Source organism: Pontibacter sp. CAU 1760, from assembly GCF_054482735.1.
Map to the genome: position 1 here is coordinate 25604 of NZ_JBTLRL010000004.1, position 21771 is coordinate 47374.

Here is a 21771-nt window from a genome sequence, read left to right on the forward strand (position 1 = left end):
CTTATACCTTGATTTACTTCAATTCTTTGCGCAGCAACTGCGCGTTTATAGCTACAATTACAGTGCTTAAGCTCATAAGGGCAGCACCCACGGCAGGAGAGACCATAATGCCCTGCTGGTAGAGCACACCGGCTGCCAAGGGCAGGGCGATCACGTTGTAACCTGTTGCCCAGATCAGGTTCTGGATCATCTTTCGATAAGTAGCTTTACCAAAAAGTATCAGGGAGGCAATGTCCTGGGGGTTGCTGTTGACGAGAATAATATCAGCTGTTTCGGCGGCCACATCGGTACCGGAGCCTACGGCAATGCCCACATCAGCCTGCGCAAGGGCAGGGGCATCGTTCACGCCGTCTCCGGTCATGGCCACAAATTCGCCCTGCGCCTGCAGCTCCTTGATTTTCTCCTGTTTCTCGTGGGGCAGCACGTTGGCAAGGTAGCCGTCCATACCCAGTTTGTCGCTCACGCTTTTGGCCACCCGCTCGTTGTCGCCGGTTAGCAGCAGGTTTTTGATGCCGTTCTCTTTCAGAATCCTGATGGCATCCGCAGACTCTGGTCTGATCTGGTCGCGCATGGTGATATAGCCTGTCACTTGTTGGTCTACCATAATGTATACCACAGTTTCCACGCCTTCCTCGGCCTGGCTTTCCGGCACCTGCACACCAAACTCCTTCATGTAATTAGGGCCTACAACTTTAACATCTCTTCCTTCCACAATACCCTCAAGGCCTTTGCCTGGCAGGTAGGTAAACTTTGTAGCGGCAGGTATAGCTATTCCCTCTGCTTTTACCTTCCGGAGGATACCCTGCGAAATATAATGCTCCGAGTTCTGCTCTACGCCTGAGGCAAGGCGAAGCAGCTCCTGCTGGGTATAGTTCTTGTCAAAAGCAACGATTTGTGCTACCTCGTGCGAGCCCTGTGTAAGCGTTCCCGTTTTATCAAATATGATGGTGGTAATGAGCCTGGAGTTCTCAAATGCGGTACGGTTACGGATAAGAAGCCCATTGTTAGCTGATACAGCCGTAGAGATAGCCACCACCAAAGGTATAGCCAGACCAAGTGCGTGCGGACAAGAGATAACCATAACAGTGACCATGCGCTCTAGGGCGAAGCCAAACGCGGTATCGGCCATTAGCCACCAGGCAAAGAAAGTGGCAAAGCCCGCCGTGAGGGCTACAAAGGTCAGCCATTTGGCCGCTTTGTCAGCCAGCCGCTGCGTTTCCGATTTTGTTTTTTGGGCATCCTGCACCAGTTTGATCACTTTGTTCAGGTAGCTGTCTTTTCCGGTGGTCAGCACGCGTACCTGCAACGATCCGTTCCCGTTAATAGAGCCCCCGATTACCTTGTCCTCGGGTGTTTTCTGCACGGACTTGCTCTCACCTGTCAGCATACTCTCGTTCAGGTAACTCTCACCCTTCGTTACCACACCATCAGCTGGCACTTTCTCACCGGGTTTTATCAGAATGATGTCGTTTGGGCGGAGGGCATCTACGCTCACCGTAACTGTTTCCCCGTTTCGTATTAACTGTGCCTCGTCGGGCATCATACTAACCAGCAATTCCAACGCTTTGGAGGCCCCAAGCACCGAGCGCATCTCGATCCAGTGACCCAGCAGCATGATCACGATCAGGGTAGCGAGTTCCCAGAAGAAGTCCATCCCCTCGAGGCCAAAAGCCACGGCAGTGCTGTAGAGGTAGGCCACGGTAATAGCCACTCCGATCAGGGTCATCATACCCGGCGATCCTTTCCTGACTTCCTCTACCAGCCCTTTCAGAAACGGCCAACCACCATAAAAATAGATAATGCTGGAAAGTGCAAAGGCAATGAACATGCTATAAGGCACATCGAGGGTATAGCCCAAGATGCCCTGTATCATCGGACTCAGAATGATTACCGGCAGAGAGAGGGCAAGCGATATCCAGAACCTTTTCTTAAAGTCCTCGATCATCATGCGGTGGTGGTCCTGGTGGCCTTCGTGCTTGCCGTGTTCCGCATGCTCAGTGTGCGGTGGGTGCTTGAGGGTGTCCTTTTGGATGGCCCCGGTATGGCCGTGCAGCGTCTTATCCTCTAAATGTTCTTCAATGCTGTCAATTTTATCTTCTGCCTTATGCTTTGCGCCTGATGCATGGTGCAGGTGCTCATGCTCTTTGTCGTTCATAGTATGGGGGTTTGTGTTTTGCAATGCCTTGTGTAGCAGCACAATACCCTTGTAAACGAAAAACGACGCGAAGGTTGCTAGGCTATTTTGAATGATTATTGTGTGTGCTAGATAACAAGAAGTCTTATTTCAATCGATCAGACGGATGTCCAATAAAAGGAATCGGGAAATTTGATAATAGCAAACAAGTTTATGACAAAACCTGCAGTAATTCTGATTAGATGAATAACCTGTGAATTAGATACTTTCAATCAAAGACGAATTAGCCTTGCCACTCGATGTGTTTTTAATGCAATGGATAAAGTTGCTCGCCCGTTGCAAGGTTTGTTTTGCAAGTGTTGCAACGGGCATGCAACATAAACTTCGAGTGGGTAACCTCATCACAATTAGCAGATACACATCATAACTTAATCATAAAGGGCTCTGAGTTGTAGAAGACCCAGGTTAGCTGGTGGCAAGAAAGAGAGTATAACATACGTTCGATTTTATTCATCCTGCCTGAGAAAACAGACATGCCGCCCTGCACCCCACCGTACTTAAGCCGAAACAGGCGCGGAACAAGGCGTTCCTGCGTAATAAAACCTCCCGTGCCGAGATGGCGGGGCTCAAGAAATGCCTCACCACCATCGACCTGAACGAGCGCGAAGAGCGCCTGAAGAACCATTTGCGCGATTTCCTGAAGGCGGCTTACTATGATAAGTATAGCGTGAACACAATGGGTAAAACCGACTTTATGATTCATACCGGGAACACGGCTAAAAGCCCGGCTGGGGTGCTGCCGGAGGTAAAGCTGCTTCAAACTACCGCTGACATTAATAAGAATCGCCATTATGGCGCTTAATTCATCACGTATTTATTTGGACTGTCCTACAGGAGGACTAAAATTAAATCAACCTGTAAGGGTAAGGATGTCAAGCCTAACTTTCATGAAACTTAGTTTTTGATCAGCCGGCCACTCATGTGGCTACGGTTGTTTCTAATCAAATATATGTAAGTACCCTTTGCCAACCTGGTATCACTTATTTTAGCGGAATAACTCTCACCGGCTTTAACCTTACCGTTGAATAGTGTTCCTGTTTTTGCGCCGGTAATATTGTACAATTCAACGGAAGCTGTTCCTGTTTCTGTTGCTGTAAACTGAATGGTTGCTTGAGCGGAAAACGGGTTGGGATAAGCGCTGGCTTTACTAAATATTTCCGGTGCTTCTTCTTCAGCTGTTACTGCCAGGGACCTCGAAATAGTCAGGCTTTCAGGATATAGCTTCACTACCCACATATCAGCACGCAGGCCCAGCCTGGGGCTGTAATGAAGGCCTTTTACATCCCCGTCTATTGATTTAGTTGAAACAGCGAAGTAGTAGCCGCCATCACTGGACTGCAGGTTCATATAGGGAAGGAGGGAGGAGAAGTAGATATATCCGCTTAAAGTATTTGCTCCGCAGCAGCCAGCCCAGTACCAGTCTTCTCTGCTACCGCCATACACTCTGTCCCATGTTTTATTGCCAATCGCATCCAACTTCATCATCCAATGGCCGATATCATAAGAGGAGCCCTTTTTTTGCGTTGCCCCTGCCAGAATATACCCCGCATCAGCCGTTTGCTGCATTAGGTACGGCTCGTTATTGTAGTATACCCCTTCACTTCCTATGCCGTGCTCTTTTCTCCAGGCTTCCGTGCCGTTAGCGTTAAGCTTTGACACAAGCACGCCTCCTGAGGTTGAGTTGCTGTTGTCTTGTCCCTCGCCGCTCACTATATAGCCGCCATCTCCGGTCAGCTTAATGCTTTTGTAAGATGACCTTCCATTTTCATCATACCGCTTCTTCCATGTAATATTTGCTGAGGCATCAAGCTTTACGATCCAAATCTTACTATCTGCTGAGGTGCCTCCTACATCACCATTGTTAGAATCTGAGTCAGTTGCTACAATACAGCCTCCGTCTTTAGTGGGTTTCACCGCTGCGAAGTTTTCTAGCCCCGAGCCTCCAAGAGTGCGTTTCCATACTATGCCCCCTGAGTTGTTTAGTTTCACTATCCAGAGGTCCACACTTCCATGCACTCCGGAAACATCTCCTCCGTTCGTACTGGTCCGGCTGCCAATAATAAATCCGCCATCAGGTGTGGGATTTAATTCGTTCAAGGTTTCTTCGCCACCGCTGCCCAGAGCCCGCTGCCACTGTTTTTCACCAGATGCAGACAGCTTGACAATCCATACATCCTTTCCGCCATGGTACCCGGAAACATCCCCATCGCTCGATGATGTATTTCCTCCTACAATGTAGCCTTGTGCAACACCGTCGATGACTACTTCCTGCAGTGCCACGATTTCATCAGATGCCCGGCCACCTAGGCATCTCTGCCATTGGATAGCTCCTGAACTTGACAATTTCACCACCCATATATCACCCTTTCCCTTGTGCTCTACCACGTCTCCGTTAGAGGAGGCAGTTGTGCCTCCTACTATGTACCCACCGTCGAGGGTTTGCTGTAGCAATGTCCCCTTTTCCTGGCCAGAGCCACCTAGTGCTTTTTTCCATTCAATATCTCCTGAACTACTCTGCTTCACTACCCATAAATCACCACCTCCGTGGTTGCCTACCACATCGCCGTCTTTAGAAGCAGCCACGCCGCCTATAACAAACCCTCCGTCTTTGGTTTGATAGATGCTTTGCGGGACATCATCTGAAGTGCCCCCGAGCGGTTTTTGCCACTGAATTGTTGGGGCTTGTGCGCATACTATATTAAGCATGCTGCTGGCTAAATAGACAAAAAGGAACTGCCATAAAACAGGGTGCGCCTTTGCGCTACCTGGTGACAGCTGGGTTATAAAAAGCTGCTTAGTTTTTAGCAGTAAAGAGCCGGAAGGATAAAAATATTTAGTTTCCATAAAACACTAATTAGAAATATTTTCCTGAAGATTACAGCAGATACAGACAAATGCTCTTGGCAGTGCATTGGAGGGTTCAAGCTAGATTTTTTCTGTTATCTATGCTTTGTAGCCACTCAAGTAGGAGAGTTGATTCTAATTATTGGTTTCAGTACATCTCATAAATTAATCAAAGAATATAGGAAATAGCAAGAGGGTTTTCACCTGTGCATAAGCCCACTTAATCACTTACTGCTCACTATACCCTGATAGGCTTTTATACACACTAAGGAGGGTCAGTCAATAAGCTCGAGTGGCTCGCCAGCACTGCACACTAAGTAGCATGTTGACCAGATGTGGCTGGGCCAGCAATATTAGAGCAAGTATTCAGATAATTTGGAATCCTCTATCTATTTAATTAATTTAATAATAATTTATAATTCATTTAGTTATTAGTGTTATCGAAGTTAGGGTTAATGCAGACAGCATCCAATACCCCAATTGAGGTATTTTACAATAAAAGCGCAGTTAAGTACTGCGATGATCTTTTTATACTTATGGCTAAGCAATATACCTTTGTAGACCTTCTTAAGGTATTTGAGCACCAGCATTTTATCGTGCCTGACAATGAGTATAAGAAACAACTGGCCAATCATCCTTTAATAAAAGACCTGTGGACAATTGGGCAGTCTTTTGTTGTTGTGTCTAACCTCAGTACCTGGCATACGGAATCGGTCTCCGGGGAATGCGAAGAAGTCAGCGGCTACTCTGCGGAAGAGATACTAGCCCAGGATGCTGAATTCTTGTTGCAGTTTGGTTTGCCGGAGGATAACAGGTTTAACCTCTTGGTCACTCAATTAGGGATGGAGTATTTCGAAAGCCGTCCGGCAGAGGAAAGAAAACTAATTTTCTTTGTTTATTTTTACAGGGCAAGAAAAAAAGACGGAAGAATAATCACTGTTCAACACCAGTGCTTGCCGCTTTACTTTGACAAAAATAACCTCCCCTTTGTTTTCTCTAACATATATACTGATGTTACTTACCTAGGCATTACCCAAGTGCCGCAGGCTCTAAAGATTAACCGTCACACGCATGAGGTATTTCATATCGAACCGCAGAATCTAAAGTTTAATAAAGCTGAAACAGAGTTCAGCGCTCGGGAGCGGGAGATAATCAAACTTTTATTAAAAGGTAACAGCAGCCGTCTCATTGCACAACAGTTATTTCTAAGCCCGGAAACTGTCAGAACCCACCGCAAAAATATATTAAGAAAAGCAGGCCTTAACAGCACGGCTGAGCTATTAAGTTACGCCCTTACCCGTGGTATAGTTTGATAAGAGCAAAGGATCACCTGGGAGAAGCACAAGCCGGAATTAGGGAATAATTTGCAAATACAGGCGGTGAAGTTCTTTTTGGCGATGTCGATGCCCACACACTGTCTTGTCATCTTTTCCATAGTATGAGTGGTTAAAGTGAGCGATCTTTCTCCCTCGTCTTGCCTTTTGTCTTACACTTGCTAATCCCCATCGATAGCCCTAAGTACTGTCCAGACTCTCAGATAAAAGTAAGAGAGGAATGGAGCTGCCTTTTTTACGGTATTGTACTGCCGACTTACCTAGCCTCCAGTCTCTCATTCCACTTGGTCAATGCACCTAGTCTAAAACGATGAAGTGACCACATAGAAACCTATTATAAAAGTAAAAGGCCTCCAGAATTAACTGGAGGCCTTTTATGTAGACCGAAGGAGTGAGTTATCGAACTTAATCCACAAGGACTTAGCAGTCTTGAGAAAGTATTTTGAGGTGGGAGAGGAGCGGATTGCTTCAACAAGAAGTAGCATTTCAAAGCCCGATTTACATTAGACATGCTTTTTAAGTTCTACATCTATCAATACAGTTTTCGAGGATTTATTCATCAAGCACTATATTTTCTCAATTTACGGTGCCGAACAAATAAAGGGGTTTGCATATGCTCATTATGCGGCATATAAAATGTATAAAATGAACGTTTGCTTACCTGATGTATACAGGAAAGTAACTCTGACCCTAAAGCTTCACGCGCTGGCCCGACTCTGCGGCTTTATAGATTGCTTCCACTATCCGGATGTCGCGGAGACCTTCCTCACCTGGCACTAGCATCGGCTTGTTCTGCATGATAGCCATAGCGTCATCGTCCATTTGCTTTGCCTGCTGCCACGGCACCTCGTAGGGGTGGTTGATTTCTCCGAGCGGGCTGCTGCCTTTTACCCCGGCATAGCTCTGGAACGGTTCCATCTTAATTGTTCCTTTGTCGCAGGCGATGTTCAGGTAGTTAATGTTCTCACCGAAGCTGGTCTTGATGTCGGCAACCACATCACCCGGAAACTCCAGCTTTGCCACTGTTGTCTCGTCAATGTTGGTGTATATCTCAGGGCGTGTAGTAGAAATCTTCGCCGATGCAATGGCGATAGGCTCCAGGCCTGTTCCCAGTCGCGCGCCCTGGATGGCATAAACGCCCATGTCGTAGAGCGCGCCCCCGCCCAATTCCTTAGTTTGCTTCCAGTGGTTTGTGCGGCTCTCGCGGTAGCCGGCACCGCATCTTGCCTGCTTCACATTTCCCAGTAGCTTCTGGTTCACGATACGCATGTACTCCTGTGTGTTGGGTTCGTGCTGCAGGCGGTAACCAATGGCCAGCTTTTTCTTGTTTTTGTTACAGGCATCAATCATCTCCCGGCATTCCTGCTCCGTCATGGCCATCGGTTTCTCGCACCATACATGCTTGCCGGCATTGGCCGCCCGCACTGTGTACTCCCGATGCATGGAAGGGGGCAGCACCACGTACACCACATCTATATCCGGGTTGTTGGCGATTTGGTCAAAAGTCTGGTAGTTATATATATTTTTGTCGGGGATGTTGTACTTCTTCTTCCACTCCTCGGCCTTAGAGGGGGTACCCGTCACGATGCCGGCGAGGTAGCAATTCTTCGTCTGCTGCAGGGCCGGTGCCAACAAATCGGTGCTGTAGTAGCCCAAGCCTACCAGCGCCACACCGAGGCGGTCTTTTTGCTGGCGTGTGGCCGCCAGTAACGCATGTGGTGAAAAAAGAGCGGCGGTAGTACCTAATGCAATACTTTTCAGGACGTCGCGGCGGGAGGAGGCAAATGTCATGTCTTACGTCTTTTGGTTTTGTATAGGTGAAGATATTAATTTAAACTACCGGAGTTATATATACTGCTAGTATAATTATAAAACCTGTTGTTTCCATACGAAAAGCATTAATATTTGGCTGTCTCTAAGTGATTTCCTGATTTAGAAAATCGCATTCATGTATTATCCCCAATGCAGAAAATGATTTATTTCGTTCGTGCGTACAAAAAAGATGATTTTGTTACTTAGAAATTTACAAATATTATTTAAGAGTAAAGTAATTAAGACATGCAGCACCAGATCAAGAAACCTACAGGAGAAGCAGCATCAAAAAGTATTTAAGGGAAGGAAATAACATCAGTAGTTTATAAAAAACTGCGGCAAAAAAAGCTAAGCGCGATTTAACTGGGAAAGATGATGAAATTGATAAGATGTCCAAAGTCGAAGACTAGCTTATCTGCTTTTTTTAGAAAATATAATGTTTCTTGGTGCAAAGTAGAAGTTTGTTGATATAAACAAGATCAATGAATTAGCTTCATTTTCACCATTCTAAAGTCAGGCAGGAATCATGTTTTCTTCTGCTTTAATCTAGGCTGCCCTGGGCTTTGGGAGGCTACTAAATAATTATAAGAACCCAAAGCGATACTTATCGAATCAAAAAAGCCGCTCCATTTTACATGGAGCGGCTTTTTAACTGTGGTAGACCAAAGGATAGAATTATCGAACTTTATCCACAGGGATTTGATAATATTAGAAGAATGTATGGACTTCTAAAACCAGATTGTTTAAGGTAATGACTTCGAATTTGTTACTCTGAACTGCTCGGGAGTAACCCCGCTCTGTTTTTTGAAGAAGCGGAAGAAATAAGCGCTGTCTAAATAACCGAGCTCTGCAGCGATCTCAGAGCTAGTCAAGTCAGAATGAACTAATAGCCTTTGTGCTTCCAGCAGTGTCCGTTGTTGCATCAGCTCTTTTGGTGTCTTATTCAAATAATTTTTGCAGACGGTATTTAAGTGCTTCGTAGTTACATGCAAATGCTCAGCATAAAAGGCTATAGGCTGGTGTTCCTTGTAATATAAGTCAATAAGTCGCTCCAGGTTTTGCAGGAGGGTTTATTCTTTCCCTTGATGGCTTGCTCTGCCTTCAATTGGCCGGAAGATACGGGTCAACTCGATTAGAAGTACATCCAGATACCTGCTGAGCATAGCTTCTCGCATCAGCAATGGCTGCTTGTGCTCGAGCTCTAGTTTATGCAAAATGGGGATGAGCACACTTTCATCTTCCTGCGTGATATGCATAAACGGGTTGTAGAGTAAGGCATTGAAGAAGGGGTAATCAAAAAGTATTCTGCTTGGGTACTCCCTGGCATAATATTCTTGTGTGAAAAACATGACATAGCCATCGGCATCCTCAGACAGTTCCCAACTGTGGACCTGGCCAGGCGTCATAAAAAAGAACATACCCGGCTTTACGTCATACGCCTTGAAATCTATGGTATGAATCCCTGTTCCCCGGTTCACGAAAAGCACGATGTAGAAGTCGTGCTTATGGGGTTCACGTATAAAAAGGTGTTCCTGCAGGTGCGCTGCGAACGAACTAAAGTAGAAGTACTGGGCTTTCTGTGTCCGGGCCTTGAAATCCTGTATCTGGTAAATAGGTAAAAGTTCTTTCGGCATCAGAGTTCTTTACGCAGTTTAAGTTACGGATTGATTTATTAAGGTGTAGCCCGATTTTCTTTATTCATAAATGTGGTACAAAAGTACAGTAATTCGTCTCCTTTGTGCAGATATATAGCCCTGTTAGCGGGTTAACTTTGTAGAGTTATTAAAGAATAAAATTATGAGCCAGAAAAGTTCTTTTTTATATAGTGCGCTTACTATTAAATGCCCACGTTGTCGTGAAGGGAATATGTTTCCAGAAGGCACCTTATATACCACCAAATTTGCAGACATGTATAAGTATTGCTCGTGCTGCGGTCAAGCTTTTGAGCCTGAGACTGGGTATTACTATGGAGCCATGTATGTTAGCTTCGCTTTTAACGTGGCCATCTTCCTGGTATCCTTTTTTATACTTCACCAGTTCGTGGAAGAAGTAACGATGGCTATGATGATGGGAATAGTGGCCATCACGGTTGTTGGGTTTCTGCCGGTTATCTTCCGATTATCTAGGGTATTGTGGATCAGTATTTTTGTCAGGTATGAAGGGCCTTGCAGTCTCATTCCCCAAAAAAGCACAAAATGATACTGTCATGAAGGATTGCTGCAAAACAGGTGACGAAATGCCACCTAAAACAGGACAGGTTTGGCTGAAAAGGTTTGTGTATGCCGTTGTTTTCATAATTATGGCAGTAGTGCTATTCCAGCAAATTATTTTCTGATAAGAAATGAAAAAGCAACTGACTTATTTCACAGTAGCCTTTGTATTGCTTTTAAGTTGTTGCAAAGAATATAAAACACAGGAAAGCGCTTATGCAGCTAAATCAACGAATGAGCAAAACAGTTCAGTGCATGCATCTCAGGACTTTGTGGCATCATTAGGTGTAAAAGAACCTGTTCAAATACATGCTGGTCTTCCAAAAGAATTTGTGTGCATGGTCAACAATTTTTACATGGGCAAAGCACAGTTTCCAGTTGAATTTAAAGGTAAGCAGTACTATGGATGCTGTCAGATGTGCTTGAAAACTATCTAGAATGAGCGTCAGGTGCGTGTTGCACTGGATTCATATACTGGAAAAGAGGTGGACAAATCAATTGCATTTATTGCCCTTAGGCCAGGCTCTGTAAATGGAGAAGTATTTTATTTTGAATCTGAGGCAACCTATGAATCCTACAAAGTGCAGAACTAGGTATGTTGACTTCCAACGGAGATGCATTTAATTATATGCCGTAAAAGGAGTTGAACTGTTGATAGGTTCTTGTAAAACAGGCAAAACTGACACTATTTGCCTGATTTATTTTTAGCGGTAATTATATCACAATTCAAAATGACAGAGCAAATCAGAAACTATGACTTTAAGGAAGGAATGCCTGTCGAGTTTGAAATTGTATCCATCACTGACCTATACAAGAAAAGCAAAGACATACTAACTTCTCCCCATAGAACGGCTTTCTATCACATTCTCTGGTTTCAAAAGGGCACCCCAACCCATTTGGTAGATTTCAATCCGGTCGAGATTAAACCACAAACGCTGCTCTTTCTGAATAAAAACGCGGTTCAACTCTTTGACCCTAAAGAGAGCTTTGAAGCCAAAGCTATTCTATTTACCGACAATTTCTTTTTCAGGACTGAGGCAGACATGAAGTTTCTCCGCAGTTCCATTCTGTTCAATGACCTGCTAGGCGTTTCCCAAGTGCAGCTTGATAGCTCTACAGACAATTTTAAAGTCCTCTTCCGCTTGATGGAAGCAGAACTGACTAACAAGCACGAAATGTACAACGCCGATACGCTAAAAAGCCTGCTGCATAGTTTCCTGTTGCTAGCTGAAAGAGAGCGCAGAAGGAAGGATTTCACAGAGCTAAAGAAAGGGCCGGACTTAGACTATACCATGCTTTTCAGGGATTTGGTAGAAGCTGATTTCAGGCAATTGAAGCAAGTTAATGGATATGCGGCTAAACTAAGTGTGACTGAAAAACGACTAAACCAAGCAACAACGAAGATACTCGGCAAATCCCCTAAAAGCATCATCGATGAAAGGGTAATGCTGGAGGCAAAAAGACTGCTGGCACATACCAACGACAGCATAAAAGAGATTGGCTATTCGCTGGGTTTTCAGGAACCTACCAACTTTATTAAGTACTTCCACAAGCACAACAGCAGCACGCCTGTGGAATTCAGAGAGCAGTTTGCTGCATAAGGCATCTGCCCAAAAGTATCATCCAAAGGACTAAACCTACCTTTTGCAACGCGTTGATTCATTGCAACTTTGCATCATCAATTAACAAAGTAGTAAATGAAAAAGACAGTATTAAGTTTAGCAATGATGGCAGGTATTAGTATAGCCGGCTGCAGAACATCAGAAGTAAATCCATCAGACGGTAAAGACAAGACAGAAATGAAAACATCAAACAAGCAAAAGGTAGTGGCCTTATTAAAGGCTTTGGAAACAGGAGAAACAGAGCCTGTTAAAGTAATTAACCCAGATAAGTATATCCAGCACAATTTACAGGTAGCCGATGGTCTGGAAGGGTTTGTGGCATTCGCCAGTATTCTTCCAAAAGGGGAAACGAAAGTGAATACAGTAAGAGTTTTTGCGGACGGAGATTATGTGTTTGCCCATAATGAATACAACGTGTTTGGCCCAAAAATCGGGTTCGAAATCTTTCGATTTGAGGAAGGAAAGATTGTGGAGCACTGGGACAACCTGCAGGAGACACAGCCTGCTAATCCAAGCGGCCATACTATGATTGATGGCGCTACTGAGTTGGAAGACTTGGATAAAACGGGTGAAAACAAGACACTGGTTAAAAACTTTGTGGATGACATACTGGTGAACGGCAGAATGGAGAAGCTGACCGGCTACTTTGACGGCGACACCTATGTCCAGCACAACCCTTACATCGGCGACGGTCTGTCTGGATTAGGAAAGGCATTGGAGGAGTGGGCGAAGCAAGGCATCATGATGCAGTACGTCAAAGTGCACCAGGTGTTAGGCGAAGGCAACTTCGTGCTGGTTGTTAGTGAGGGCCAACTGGGTGGTCAGCATACAGCATTTTACGACCTGTTCCGTGTAGAGAAAGGCAAAATTGCAGAGCACTGGGATGTGCTGGAAACCATTCCTTCAAAAGACCAGTGGAAAAACAATAACGGGAAGTTCTGAATACAGAACGGCTCCACTAATTCTGAAAAGTTAGCCATGAAAGATAGTAAGATGAAAATAGAAATCTGGTCTGATATTGTGTGCCCCTTCTGCTACATCGGCAAGCGTAAGTTTGAGACTGCGTTGGCACAATTCAGCCATAGAGACGAGGTGGAGGTTGTGTGGCACAGCTATCAGCTGTTCCCGGATTATAAGCAGCAAACAGGAGCTGATTTTTATGAGACTGTGGGCAGGCTGAAAGGTATGAGCAGAGAACGGAGTGTGCAAATGCACAACCAGATAGCGCAACTTGCAAAAGAGGTAGGATTGGATTACAACTTTGAGAAGATCCAATTCCCCAACACATTTGATGCGCACCGCTTTTCCCTTTATGCCAAAACCAAAGGGCTGCAAAACGAGGCTGAAGAAAAGCTGTTCTGCGCATATTTCACTGAAGGCCGTAGCATTTGTGACACAGAAGTGTTGGTGCAGTTAGGCAAGGAGATAGGGCTGGACGAAGCTGAGGTGAAAGAAGCCTTGAACAGTAATAAATTTGCCGACGAGGTCAGTTACGACATCGCCGAAGCTCAAAGAATAGGGGTGTCTGGTGTTCCGTTCTTTCTGATGAATGGTAAACTGGCTGTTGCCGGTGCGAAAGATCCTCAGGCATTTCTGGGTGTTTTAGAGCGTGCCTGGCTGGAGTGGAGTGAAGAAAAGCCAAAGCCAGAAATCAAGATTATGAAAGGTGATTCCTGTGATATGCAAGGAAGTTGTGGCTAATGATAATGTTTTCAAAAGGAGATTTCTGAAAAGTAATTTCCTTTTGATGTTTATCAAAATAGCTGATTTGCTTAAAAGGTCGATGAATCTAACTGAAGGGGAGATTATTGATCCAAAAAAGCCGCTCCATTTCATGTGGAGCGGCTTTTTTTGCTGTAGTAGCCCGTAGGGGAATCGAACCCCTGTTACTAGAATGAAAATCTAGCGTCCTAACCCCTAGACGAACGGGCCGTTCTGTCTGATTGTGGTGCAAATATAGGTGACCACTTTTTTATCTACAAGAAGGCCCTCTAATATTTTTTCGCTTCGCATATTATGTTGCTGATAATCAATTTTAAAAATTTCAGTCTTGTGCCTTTTCTTGCGAATGCTAACTAATAAACTCTTCTTGCGTTACTATATATAAATCTTCAAACACGAATTTTTGCGATAAATAGCCATGACATTACGATACGAAGGCGTGAAGCCGGAAGCTTTTGAACAGCTCAAAACAAAGCTAAAAACCTACGGGATTGACCTGAAAAATACGCAAGGTACCTTCAATGAAAAGGGTGTGTCAGGTAAGTACGACTATAGACCCGAAGCAGAAGAGCTAGATCTGGCTGACCTGACGGTAGGTTTCCCAGCCAGCATGATGATCAGTGCAGACAAACTGCAGCAGCGCATGGACGAGATTATGGTGCAGCACGGCGCACGGCCGCAAAAAAAGTAGCTAGTACCCTTTTGACACAAGCTACGTACCTTTTACTCAATCGATATTACATAACTGACAGCAATTAAAACTATGGAAAACACTAATTCTCAAAATCAGAGCCAGAACGATAATTCAAATAAAAACGAGAACAAGAACCAGCAAAACCAAAAACAGCAGAACGCCGACAGCGGTGTGCTGTCTTTGCTGCAGCCGCACGACATGTCGCGCACAGTAGAGTCGGCCATGCATGTGATGCAGGGAAGACCAGATAAACTGCCTGACCTGATGCAGGACATGGGGCATATCATACTGAAGGCTTCGCGCAGGTTTACAACCACACAACTGATTCTAGCTGCTGGTGCGCTGACAATTGGTGCTATACTGGTATCTCGTTACAGCTCTTCGGACGAGGAATATGCCTACGAAGAAGCATAACCCATGCTAAACATCACAGCAGGAAGCCCTGGGTAGTTGTACCTGGGGCTTTTTTGTTTATTTGTAACAGGTATGGCATAGCATTTGATAACTCAGGTTCTATATAGGTTAGGCCTATATAGAACCTGTGGATACCTTAAAATTCCTTGATATGAAAAAGCTTCCTTTATTGCTCGTTTTATTTTGTCTGTTCTCTATTACAGTGGTGCAGGCACAACAAGCCCAGATGCCACCATTGGTTACTGTAACCGGTGTTGGTGAAATTCGGGTGCCGCCTACAGAGGTGATTATAAGTTTAGGAGTTGAGACCAGGGCCAACACTTTGGAGGAGGCCCGTAAGGAAACCGATAAAAAAGCTGCCTCCATAATTAGCTATCTGAAAAGGCAAGGGGTAAGCGAGCGGGACATACAGACTTCGTATGTTACATTACAGCCAATGTATACCGGAGGTGAGTTCGGAAAGACCAGCCCAGATTTTTACCATGCCCAAAAGACGATGACAGTGCGGGTGAAACGCCTGAACAGGTTTGATGATCTGCTAGCCGGTATCTATGATGCTGGGGTAAACCAGGTCAACGGCATTAACTTTCAGGTAGAGGATGAGGAACGTTTGAAAGAGCAGGCACGCCGCAGGGCGGTGGCAGACGCAAAGCGAAAAGCCACTGTGCTGACAGGCGAACTGGGAGCGCGGGTTGGGCGTGTGTATGCCATCAATGAGATAGAGCGTGGCCGAGGACCTCAGCCCATGTATAAAGCAACCATGATGGAAGCCTCTTATGACCGCTCTGCCGGTCCCTCCATTGCCGGTGGTGAAGTAATTGTTTCGACAGAGGTAAACGTAAGTTTCCTGATTGACTAAGCACAGTTAAGCACAAATTTAAAGCGGGACCCTGAATCAGAGGTCCCGCTTTAAATTTGCGCTATCTCTGGAAATGCGCGAGCGGCTTAAACTGAAGCTGCTCATCTACCAGAAAGCTCAGAGGCTGTTGCGGGTCTGCCAGAATCTCCTGTTCACGGATGTTCCAGGGTTTCAGCATTTCCTCGAGCATATGCGCGTAAGCCGACATGTCCCAGGGGTTGAAAATCTCGGTGCGCACATCGTCGATCAGGGTATCGAGTACCAAATGGTCGTCTTCGGGCTTGACCGGACGTATAAAATACTCGGGCACGACATTAAAGATGTACGCCGCATAAAAAGTACGCGCTTTAAATTCTGCCAGTTGGATCGGGTGAAGTTGCCGGCCTTCTGTTAGGCGGTAGAGTTTGCCCATCGCTTTGCCAATGATGCCGTTATCGAGCAGCGTGCAGACGATAGCGACAGACCCAATTTTGATGCTAAATGCCATCGTGGTCAGTTCGTCCTGGTACTCGAAGGGGAGCGCGTCTTCTGCCGGTGCTACCTCCAGCAAAAACAATGAACAAGGCATGAAATCGGAAAATACCATCGGTACCCGGAGCGACTGCAGCACCTGGAAAAAAGCCTGAAACTTAGGCAACATTTTCGGGTCTTCGCTCACGGCATACTGGGGTGTCATGAGCGGATTCATCTCCTTGATCAGCTCCATCACCAGCGTTCCATAGTACATTTTGCCAATCCATTGGAAAAGCTTCTGTGGTTCTAATGCTTTTAGCCCAGCAATGCCCTTGGCCGCTGCCTCCTCCATTTCAGCCTCGAGAGGGAGTAGGTAATGGGTATGGCAATGATCGCAGCAGGGGATAGTCAGTTCGCTAAAGGTCGTTACGCTTTTGTCGAGGAGGAGCAGTTCTTTCTGGGCCAGGCCGTATTTCGATTGCAGCCATGCTGCAAATACAGGAGCCCGGTGCTCGGGTGTGATTTTCGTGCCGCACAGAAAACAGTTTGTGTCTGTAAACTGCATCTTCTCGAACGGGTCGTACAAAGTCAGGTCAATCATATTTTGTCAGAATCAGACTGCAAAGATAGCAACCATCAAAGCCACTTCCGAATGAGTGCATATAAAGGGTGTGGTTGCTTATTTATGTTAAGTAAACGGAAAGGCTACTATTCGTGCCATGCTGTTATTTCTTCAAAGGAACCAAGAGGCAGAAGAACCTTGATCAACAAAGTACCAGGATTATGAAAAGAGGAGGGGAAAGCAAAAAACAACAGCAAGCCTGTAAGCCGGGTTCTGTCGTGCACCCGAAGGCACACGTCTTATCATTTATCTAGGCCTGCACTCGCGCACAGGCTCCATCGACCTACCCACTGACATCGGACGAGCAGCCCTTAGCCGCGCCGAGGCACGGCACTGTCAGCCTATTTGGTCTTTCAACTCCTAAGGTTTACCCAGCCGGACTGGTCACCCAGCCGCTGGTGCGCTCTTACCGCACCTTTTCACCCTTACCCTTTTTCAGTGTGCAGTTAGCAGTAAACAGTTACCAGAAAACTGATCACTGTTACTTGCCCCCTGTTAACTGTAAAGGGCGGTTATTTTCTGTGGCACTGGCTGTATCCCGCTTGCGCAGGACCCTTCCCGTTAGGAAGTAGGATGCTCTGTGTTGCCCGGACTTTCCTCTCCCCATAAAGGGCAGCGATAAGACGGCTTGCTGTTATATTTTTTGCCATGCAAAGATAGGGAAAATCTGCACCTCTGGTGCAGATTCGAGTTCTGAGTTCCGAATTATGGGTTCCGAGTTTTAAAAATGCCATTTTTACCCGGAACCCATAATTCGGAACTCAGAACTTATTTAAGTTTTACCAGGGTCGCGCCGTAACCGAATTTCTCCTTGCGGGCGTCCTCAAAGAACTTGATTCCGGATGTGCGGCTCAGGATTTTCTGTATTTCCTTGCGCAGCACACCGTTGCCTGCCCCATGTATGAACACGATCTCGTGCATGTTGGCGGCCAGGGCGCGGTCCAGCGCATCCTGGAACTTCTCTAACTGTAGTTTCAGGATGGCGGTGTTACTCATGTCGCTGTGGTCTTCCTGAAGCTTCTCGATGTGCAGGTCCACTTCATGGTCCGGGGCCTTGAGTTTGAAGTTCTCGTGCTGGGCAGCAGAATCGATCAGTTGCTCTGTGATCTTGTCAGGGTCTACGGCAACGGGCTTCTGGTCGAGCTGAAACAGGTAAGCCTCTTTGTTGAGCACAGGCGCTGTTTTCTTGCTTTTGTAGAAGGAGTTGGCCCTGAACTGCACCTTCTTCGTCACGGGCTCATAGAGGTTTGGGCTGCCGTTGCGGTGCTGTATGAACTGGATGATAAGGGTCGGCCACTTTTCGAAGTCCTTGAGGTGGTAATGCGTGATGATACGTGTGTTTTTAGGAGCCAGCTTATCGTTCTGCAGCCCGCGGTATTTGCCGTCACGTTCCTCTCCGGAGGTGAACAGCACATCATGGTCCGAGTTATTGACCACCGTCACAGCCAGCAGTTCATCCGACTGGTGCGCCAGCGCAAGGTAGATGCCCTGTGCCGCCAAAACGGGCGCAGCGATCACTTTTTTAACAAGCGGCTTGCTGTCCTCCTCCTCGTTCTTCAGGTACTTCGATTCTTCGGCTGCAATCACCACCACCTCGCGGCGCGCCACCGGAATAGTGAAGTCGTTGTCGATGGCTACTTCTACAATGTTGTTTTCTAAAATGCGGGTGATGATGCCTTCCTCGCGGCCAGACATCAACCGCACGCGGTCTCCTACGTTCATGGTTTCTCAGTGTATCTCATGGCATGGCTACGGCAAAGCGCCGCAACGCACTTCCTGCAAAGGTACGCAATTATCGCTTCAGAAATAAGGCACGGAGATGGCGCACCCGGGGAGGCACAAGGCATTTGTCAGAAGTAAAGCGGGTGCAGGCGCAGTCCGTCCTTGCGGTTATACTCCAGGGCCGGTGCAGGCACCTTGATGATGCTGAGGAGGTATAAAGCGGTGTTCAACACTTTGCTACGGCCTTTAAAGTGCATCAGGTTCAGGTCGGGGCTGAGGTAATACTGGCGGTGCGCGTCATACCCGGCTGCCAAATTGCTGGGTGCATGGTTATATACGATTTCTTCGGCGCCATACCCCACGGCAATGTTCAGCCACTTTGGGTACTTACTTTCCGGTTTCAGAAAAGCCCCTATATCCGTTGAAAGCCAATACGTTTGGCCATTATAATCTTTCAGGGCCTGTTCCCCTAAACTGCTCCCCAGCACATTGGGGCGCACTGCGGCATAGTGCGTAGTATGGAAGGAGAACTTAGGCATGATGCGGATCTCGTGCCAGGCAAGTTCCTGCGCTACCACTGCGGCAGAACCAGCGGCATTGGCTATCATATCGCTGGCAGATGCGCCGTAAGCAGGTTGGTAGCCATCAAACAACTCGATGGGTGTTTGCAGGAGCAGGCCTGTGAGGCCACCCCAAAGCACAGCTTTTTTTTCGGGTACGCCCGCCCACCAGAGCATATCGATCCCAGCACGGCTCTCTTGGAAGGTAGCCCAAAAGTGACCAGCCTTGTCCATGTTGCGCCATTCGTGGTTGTCGTTAAAAAAATGGAAGCTCGTGCGTGCTTCCGTATACCAGGCCCTATTCAGCGAAACCAGCATGGCGGTATACCCAGCGCCGAAGGCTGTGCCCATCACAAGCAGGCGTTGCCGGTTTACCTGCGTTTGCGTTGAGTCGGGTGGAAAAATAGCAGCAAAGACATTTCCCATTGGCCCTACGAGGAGGCTAAGTAAGCAGAGGATGGGGAAAAGTTTGCGCGGGAGCATGTGCAATATTATAGAACTTCGCCCATAAGCCCAAATAGTCTGCCTATCCGCTCAGTTTACTGGCTCATACACGACTGAATGTATGGGTAATTCTTTTTTAGATGTATGAGAAAGTAACTGCTGATTAGTGTCCTACTGCGAAGCGGCAATCGACTTTTTGTAAGCAGAAATGGCCCTGTCTCTAGCTTCTGAGTGGTTTATCATGGGAGCAGGGTATTGGTATGTGCCAAATTCCGGTACCCAGCGCTTGATATAGGTATGGGCCTTGTCGAACTTCTTTACCTGGCTGTCTGGGTTGAAGATTCTGAAATAGGGTTGGGCATCGGCACCTGTGCCAGCGGCCCACTGCCAGTTGCCTACGTTACTGGCCATCTCATAATCCATCAGTTTCTCTGCAAAGTAGGCTTCTCCCCAGCGCCAGTCAATCAGCAGGTCTTTCACAAGGAAGCTGGCTACCACCATGCGCACACGGTTATGCATAAAGCCGGTAGCGTTCAATTCGCGCATCCCGGCATCTACCAGCGGAAATCCTGTTTGGCCGGTACACCATTTCTCAAATTCTTCCTCATTGTTGCGCCACGCAATGTGCCTGAACTTGTGAGAGAAACTCTCTTGGCTGGATGTGGGGAAATGAAAAAGCAGTTGCATAAAAAACTCCCGCCAAATCAGCTCTTGCAGCCAGGTTTGGTTATAGGCCACGCCAAGCTGCACGGCTTGTCGCACACTCACCGTCCCGAAACGCAGGTGCATGCTTAGGCGGGAGGTAGCGTCCAGCGCAGGCAGATCGCGGGTTTCATCATACTGCTCGAGCACGTCAGGGGTTAGCTTAGGGAGCGGCAGGTCGATGTCGGTTGCTTCAAAGCCGAGTTCTGTCAAAGTCGGTAAGGGAGTGGCAGGATGCTGCAGCAACTGGTGCAGGTGTTCGGCAACAGGTTTCGGCTGCGCCATCTCAGGACTGAAGGTTTTGAGCCAGGAATTTTTATAGGGGGTATATACCCGGTAAGGCGTATTACTCTTACTCAGGATTTCATCCTTCCCGAAAATTACCTGGTCTTTGAAGCGCATCAGGGGGACGGCATGCTCTGAAAGGAGTGCTTCAATCTGTTTGTCACGCGCCAGGGCATAGGGCTCGTAATCTTCGTTAGTATAAACAGCCTCCACGTCATAGGCCTGCAACAAGCTCCGGAATACTGCTTCGGGCGTGCCATGCTGCACAAGCAGGGTGCTGCCTCTTTCTTCTAACTCTCGGTGCATAGCCTCGAGGGTGCGATGAATAAACGTTACGCGGGCATCTCTCCGGTCGCTTAACTCATCTAAAATAGCACGATCGAAAATAAAGACTGGCAGTACGGGCTTGCCGCTTTGCAGTGCTTTAGAAAGGCCGGAATTGTCGTGTAACCGCAAATCGCGGCGAAACCAGAAAAGATGCATGGGCGATGAAAAAAGTTGAATAACAGGATGAAGGAAGAGGTAAATACGGTGAGTTTAAAATGGTTTCAGGGTGCTCATACCCCCGTCGATGTGCAGGACTTGCCCTGTCATCCAACTGGAATCCTCAGAGAGGAGGTAAAGAGCGGCGGCAGCCATGTCGTACGGCTTGCCGACCCGGCCAAGGGGGTGGCGTTTAGCGGATGCTTCCTTTTTTCCCGGAGTGCTCAGCAGCGTGCTGGCAAGCGGCGTTTCTGTCAGGGAAGGAGCTATGGCATTGAAACGAATACCTGCAGCGGCGTATTCAGCCGCCAACGCCACCGTAAGGCCTTGCACAGCCGCTTTGGCTGCAGCAATAGAAGTATGGTAAGGCATGCCCACACTTGCGGCCACCGTACTAAACAGCACAACGCTGGCGCCTACGGATTTTTTCAGCAGCGGCATCACCGCCTGCAGCACTTGTACCGCCCCGAGCACATTTAAGGCATAATCCTGTTGAAAATCCTCTGGCTTCAGTCGCTCAAAAGGCTTTAGCTTGATGCTGCCCGGGCAATACACCACGCCATGTAGCTCGGGAGGCAACTGCGACACAAAGTCCTGATCAAACGCCATCACATCCAGGGGTACATGCAGCAGGTGAAGTGCCTCCGCTTCCGCAGAGTTATGGCGCGCGGCGACAATCACATTTGCGCCTTGCCCTTGTAAAAGTTCCGATGTTTTAAGCCCAATCCCGGAGGTTCCTCCAACGATGAGTATGTTTTTGTTTTCCAGTGCCATGCGTATAAGCTGTCAGAGGTG

The 21771-nt window shown here is 47.1% G+C and carries 20 protein-coding genes, 1 tRNA gene and 1 other RNA gene; 10 read left to right on the forward strand and 12 right to left on the reverse strand.

The window, feature by feature from the left end:
* Nucleotides 1-13 precede the first annotated feature (13 nt).
* Nucleotides 14-2155: a copper-translocating P-type ATPase gene (locus ACXYMU_RS06640; protein ID WP_458985584.1), complete on the reverse strand. Its 2142-nt coding sequence runs from the start codon at nucleotides 2153-2155 to the stop codon at nucleotides 14-16.
* Nucleotides 2156-2675: 520 nt separating this feature from the next.
* Between ACXYMU_RS06640 and ACXYMU_RS06645 the strand changes: the two genes are divergently transcribed.
* Nucleotides 2676-2996 carry a DUF7149 domain-containing protein gene (locus ACXYMU_RS06645; protein WP_458985905.1) on the forward strand — a complete coding sequence of 107 codons (321 nt, stop codon included), beginning with the start codon at nucleotides 2676-2678 and terminating at the stop codon, nucleotides 2994-2996.
* A 92-nt stretch (nucleotides 2997-3088) separates the two neighbouring features.
* On the opposite strand, the gene ACXYMU_RS06650 is transcribed toward ACXYMU_RS06645, so the two are convergent.
* Nucleotides 3089-5038 (reverse strand): T9SS type A sorting domain-containing protein, encoded by a 1950-nt coding sequence (locus ACXYMU_RS06650; protein WP_458985585.1) that lies wholly within the window; start codon nucleotides 5036-5038, stop codon nucleotides 3089-3091.
* A gap of 536 nt (nucleotides 5039-5574) precedes the next feature.
* Here ACXYMU_RS06650 and ACXYMU_RS06655 point away from each other — a divergent pair.
* A complete protein-coding gene (locus ACXYMU_RS06655) occupies nucleotides 5575-6351 on the forward strand; it encodes a response regulator transcription factor (protein ID WP_458985586.1) in 777 nt (258 codons plus the stop codon).
* A 711-nt stretch (nucleotides 6352-7062) separates the two neighbouring features.
* Here the strand turns inward: ACXYMU_RS06655 and ACXYMU_RS06660 are convergent.
* From ACXYMU_RS06660 to ACXYMU_RS06670, 3 genes are all read right to left on the reverse strand, one after another.
* Nucleotides 7063-8163: a Gfo/Idh/MocA family protein gene (locus ACXYMU_RS06660; RefSeq protein ID WP_458985587.1), complete on the reverse strand. Its 1101-nt coding sequence runs from the start codon at nucleotides 8161-8163 to the stop codon at nucleotides 7063-7065.
* 764 nt (nucleotides 8164-8927) lie between these two features.
* A complete protein-coding gene (locus ACXYMU_RS06665) occupies nucleotides 8928-9176 on the reverse strand; it encodes a helix-turn-helix domain-containing protein (RefSeq protein WP_458985588.1) in 249 nt (82 codons plus the stop codon).
* Nucleotides 9177-9254: 78 nt separating this feature from the next.
* Nucleotides 9255-9818, reverse strand: coding sequence for an AraC family ligand binding domain-containing protein (locus tag ACXYMU_RS06670; RefSeq protein ID WP_458985589.1), 564 nt, complete (start codon nucleotides 9816-9818; stop codon nucleotides 9255-9257).
* Nucleotides 9819-10092: 274 nt separating this feature from the next.
* Between ACXYMU_RS06670 and ACXYMU_RS06675 the strand changes: the two genes are divergently transcribed.
* From ACXYMU_RS06675 to ACXYMU_RS06695, 5 genes are all read left to right on the forward strand, one after another.
* A complete protein-coding gene (locus ACXYMU_RS06675; protein ID WP_458985906.1) occupies nucleotides 10093-10383 on the forward strand; it encodes a DUF983 domain-containing protein in 291 nt (96 codons plus the stop codon).
* Nucleotides 10384-10525: 142 nt separating this feature from the next.
* Nucleotides 10526-10831, forward strand: coding sequence for a hypothetical protein (locus tag ACXYMU_RS06680; protein WP_458985590.1), 306 nt, complete (start codon nucleotides 10526-10528; stop codon nucleotides 10829-10831).
* Nucleotides 10832-11125: 294 nt separating this feature from the next.
* On the forward strand, nucleotides 11126-11995 hold the full coding sequence (locus tag ACXYMU_RS06685) for a helix-turn-helix domain-containing protein (RefSeq protein ID WP_458985591.1): 870 nt from the start codon (nucleotides 11126-11128) through the stop codon (nucleotides 11993-11995).
* Between the two features lie 198 nt (nucleotides 11996-12193).
* Nucleotides 12194-12958, forward strand: a complete 765-nt coding sequence (locus ACXYMU_RS06690; RefSeq protein WP_458985592.1) for a nuclear transport factor 2 family protein — start codon at nucleotides 12194-12196, stop codon at nucleotides 12956-12958.
* Nucleotides 12959-12994: 36 nt separating this feature from the next.
* On the forward strand, nucleotides 12995-13717 hold the full coding sequence (locus tag ACXYMU_RS06695) for a DsbA family oxidoreductase (RefSeq protein ID WP_458985593.1): 723 nt from the start codon (nucleotides 12995-12997) through the stop codon (nucleotides 13715-13717).
* Between the two features lie 159 nt (nucleotides 13718-13876).
* Here ACXYMU_RS06695 and ACXYMU_RS06700 read toward each other — a convergent pair.
* Nucleotides 13877-13948, reverse strand: a tRNA-Glu gene (locus tag ACXYMU_RS06700).
* Between the two features lie 208 nt (nucleotides 13949-14156).
* Between ACXYMU_RS06700 and ACXYMU_RS06705 the strand changes: the two genes are divergently transcribed.
* The 3 genes from ACXYMU_RS06705 to ACXYMU_RS06715 all read left to right on the forward strand — a co-directional run bounded on the left by ACXYMU_RS06705 (nucleotide 14157) and on the right by ACXYMU_RS06715 (nucleotide 15705).
* Nucleotides 14157-14429, forward strand: a complete 273-nt coding sequence (locus ACXYMU_RS06705; protein ID WP_458985594.1) for a hypothetical protein — start codon at nucleotides 14157-14159, stop codon at nucleotides 14427-14429.
* 72 nt (nucleotides 14430-14501) lie between these two features.
* Complete coding sequence (locus ACXYMU_RS06710) at nucleotides 14502-14846, forward strand: hypothetical protein (protein ID WP_458985595.1); 345 nt, start codon at nucleotides 14502-14504, stop codon at nucleotides 14844-14846.
* A gap of 151 nt (nucleotides 14847-14997) precedes the next feature.
* Nucleotides 14998-15705: an SIMPL domain-containing protein gene (locus ACXYMU_RS06715; protein WP_458985596.1), complete on the forward strand. Its 708-nt coding sequence runs from the start codon at nucleotides 14998-15000 to the stop codon at nucleotides 15703-15705.
* A gap of 61 nt (nucleotides 15706-15766) precedes the next feature.
* Here the strand turns inward: ACXYMU_RS06715 and ACXYMU_RS06720 are convergent, their stop codons facing one another.
* The 6 genes from ACXYMU_RS06720 to ACXYMU_RS06745 form a co-directional block, all read right to left on the reverse strand.
* Complete coding sequence (locus ACXYMU_RS06720; RefSeq protein WP_458985597.1) at nucleotides 15767-16759, reverse strand: hypothetical protein; 993 nt, start codon at nucleotides 16757-16759, stop codon at nucleotides 15767-15769.
* Between the two features lie 207 nt (nucleotides 16760-16966).
* An RNA gene (gene rnpB, locus ACXYMU_RS06725) (RNase P RNA component class A) lies at nucleotides 16967-17415 on the reverse strand.
* 133 nt (nucleotides 17416-17548) lie between these two features.
* Nucleotides 17549-18502, reverse strand: a complete 954-nt coding sequence (locus ACXYMU_RS06730; RefSeq protein WP_458985598.1) for a DUF2027 domain-containing protein — start codon at nucleotides 18500-18502, stop codon at nucleotides 17549-17551.
* Nucleotides 18503-18630: 128 nt separating this feature from the next.
* A complete protein-coding gene (locus tag ACXYMU_RS06735; RefSeq protein ID WP_458985599.1) occupies nucleotides 18631-19488 on the reverse strand; it encodes a DUF2279 domain-containing protein in 858 nt (285 codons plus the stop codon).
* Nucleotides 19489-19677: 189 nt separating this feature from the next.
* Nucleotides 19678-20976: a cryptochrome/photolyase family protein gene (locus ACXYMU_RS06740; protein WP_458985600.1), complete on the reverse strand. Its 1299-nt coding sequence runs from the start codon at nucleotides 20974-20976 to the stop codon at nucleotides 19678-19680.
* 54 nt (nucleotides 20977-21030) lie between these two features.
* Nucleotides 21031-21750, reverse strand: a complete 720-nt coding sequence (locus tag ACXYMU_RS06745; protein WP_458985601.1) for an SDR family NAD(P)-dependent oxidoreductase — start codon at nucleotides 21748-21750, stop codon at nucleotides 21031-21033.
* Nucleotides 21751-21771: the final 21 nt, after the last annotated feature.

Bases quoted from the DNA above. Each gene is read 5' to 3' on its own strand.
- ACXYMU_RS06715 (WP_458985596.1), top strand. From the start codon at position 14,998: ATGAAAAAGCTTCCTTTATTGCTCGTTTTATTTTGTCTGTTCTCTATT.
- ACXYMU_RS06730 (WP_458985598.1), bottom strand. From the start codon at position 18,502: ATGAACGTAGGAGACCGCGTGCGGTTGATGTCTGGCCGCGAGGAAGGC.
- ACXYMU_RS06720 (WP_458985597.1), bottom strand. From the start codon at position 16,759: ATGATTGACCTGACTTTGTACGACCCGTTCGAGAAGATGCAGTTTACA.
- ACXYMU_RS06705 (WP_458985594.1), top strand. From the start codon at position 14,157: ATGACATTACGATACGAAGGCGTGAAGCCGGAAGCTTTTGAACAGCTC.
- ACXYMU_RS06660 (WP_458985587.1), bottom strand. From the start codon at position 8,163: ATGACATTTGCCTCCTCCCGCCGCGACGTCCTGAAAAGTATTGCATTA.
- ACXYMU_RS06680 (WP_458985590.1), top strand. From the start codon at position 10,526: ATGAAAAAGCAACTGACTTATTTCACAGTAGCCTTTGTATTGCTTTTA.
- ACXYMU_RS06690 (WP_458985592.1), top strand. From the start codon at position 12,194: ATGAAAACATCAAACAAGCAAAAGGTAGTGGCCTTATTAAAGGCTTTG.
- ACXYMU_RS06685 (WP_458985591.1), top strand. From the start codon at position 11,126: ATGACAGAGCAAATCAGAAACTATGACTTTAAGGAAGGAATGCCTGTC.
- ACXYMU_RS06735 (WP_458985599.1), bottom strand. From the start codon at position 19,488: ATGGGAAATGTCTTTGCTGCTATTTTTCCACCCGACTCAACGCAAACG.
- ACXYMU_RS06655 (WP_458985586.1), top strand. From the start codon at position 5,575: ATGGCTAAGCAATATACCTTTGTAGACCTTCTTAAGGTATTTGAGCAC.
- ACXYMU_RS06640 (WP_458985584.1), bottom strand. From the start codon at position 2,155: ATGAACGACAAAGAGCATGAGCACCTGCACCATGCATCAGGCGCAAAG.
- ACXYMU_RS06710 (WP_458985595.1), top strand. From the start codon at position 14,502: ATGGAAAACACTAATTCTCAAAATCAGAGCCAGAACGATAATTCAAAT.
- ACXYMU_RS06650 (WP_458985585.1), bottom strand. From the start codon at position 5,038: ATGGAAACTAAATATTTTTATCCTTCCGGCTCTTTACTGCTAAAAACT.
- ACXYMU_RS06740 (WP_458985600.1), bottom strand. From the start codon at position 20,976: ATGCATCTTTTCTGGTTTCGCCGCGATTTGCGGTTACACGACAATTCC.
- ACXYMU_RS06745 (WP_458985601.1), bottom strand. From the start codon at position 21,750: ATGGCACTGGAAAACAAAAACATACTCATCGTTGGAGGAACCTCCGGG.
- ACXYMU_RS06695 (WP_458985593.1), top strand. From the start codon at position 12,995: ATGAAAGATAGTAAGATGAAAATAGAAATCTGGTCTGATATTGTGTGC.
- ACXYMU_RS06675 (WP_458985906.1), top strand. From the start codon at position 10,093: ATGTATAAGTATTGCTCGTGCTGCGGTCAAGCTTTTGAGCCTGAGACT.
- ACXYMU_RS06670 (WP_458985589.1), bottom strand. From the start codon at position 9,818: ATGCCGAAAGAACTTTTACCTATTTACCAGATACAGGATTTCAAGGCC.